The following is a 1,170-nucleotide window of genomic DNA, read 5'->3' on the forward strand; positions in this document are numbered from 1 at the left end:
ATGTTGTTGTTCCATTTAATAATGCTCGTGCTATCAGGCAAAACCATCGTACGGATATCGCCCTGCTGTGTAAACTTTTTCTCTTTGGTGTCAATCAGATTTTCGAATTTTTTAGCATCTTTTATCGGAATAAGAAAACAGTTATAGGTAATACTATCGCTTAACTGATTAAAGTAATACATGTTTTTCTCCAGGTTGATGCCGAAATCTTCTATACTGGTAAAACTTTTATCAAGTGATTTTGATGTTTCTGTCAATAATTTCTTGCCTACAAAAGATTCGTTAAAATCTTTTACAAACATCAATTTAAATACGTTATCGCCTTTAATTGTGGCAACTGTGAAGGCATTTGCAGGTATTTTCTTAATTAGATCCTGAGCCTTGGCCAGATTAAACGATAAGAAAAGAGCGATTGCAATTAGAATTTTTTTCATTGGATATAATTTGTTTTTTTAGCGGTTATGAAGCTATCAGGAGCAGATTCATCTCGGTTTGTGAAAGGTATGCTCCTGATGGTTTCATTAGATATTATTTTGGTTTTTAGCGGTTATGAAGCTATCATGAGCATATTCATCTCAGTTTGTGAACGGTATGCTCCTGATGGTTTCATTAGATATAATTTGTTTTCAGTGGAGATGAAACTATCGAGGATTACACGTTGGTTTCATTTTATTTAGATAGTTGTATAGAATTAGATACGTTAATTTTTCCGTTAATTAAATCCATAATGCTGCTTTTTAACATCACGGCTTTTTTAGATTTCGATACATTTGATGCCGGGTTGGTGCTACTTGTTACAACAGTTTCGAAACGATAGATGCTGGTGTAAGTTGCGCCGTTAAAAATTGCCTTGTCTTTTGCTTTTAATTTATTGAATTCTGTTTTAGCGCTACCTATTGCCTGATATTTTCGGCTAAAGGTTTTGGTGGCCTTGTTATAAGTATACGAGGAGGTGTTAGTAGCCTTAATTTTTTGCTGGGCAAGAATGTTTTTGGTAATATTATTGATATTTGAAACATCTTTAAAAGAAAAACTAATGGTTGCGATGTAATTATTAAAATCGCTCGTGCTTTTTACATTCGAAATTCCTTCCGATTTTCTTAAATRGGCCACTGCTTCATTTAATTCCTGTTGAATTTTTTGTTTGCTGGGCACTTTATAGTCTTGTAC

At 33.4% G+C, this 1,170-nt stretch carries 1 protein-coding gene and 1 pseudogene; both read right to left on the reverse strand.

The genetic code is table 11. From position 1 onward, the window contains the following. Positions 1 to 434: pseudogene (locus AC1DPQ_RS28325) on the reverse strand (hypothetical protein); the annotation flags it as partial. 235 nt (positions 435 to 669) lie between these two features. Beyond that, positions 670 to 1,170 (reverse strand): hypothetical protein (locus tag AC1DPQ_RS28330; RefSeq protein ID WP_477611652.1); only part of this gene is annotated, 501 nt, incomplete at its 5' end.

Source organism: Pedobacter sp. 01T416_2 (assembly GCF_056398925.1).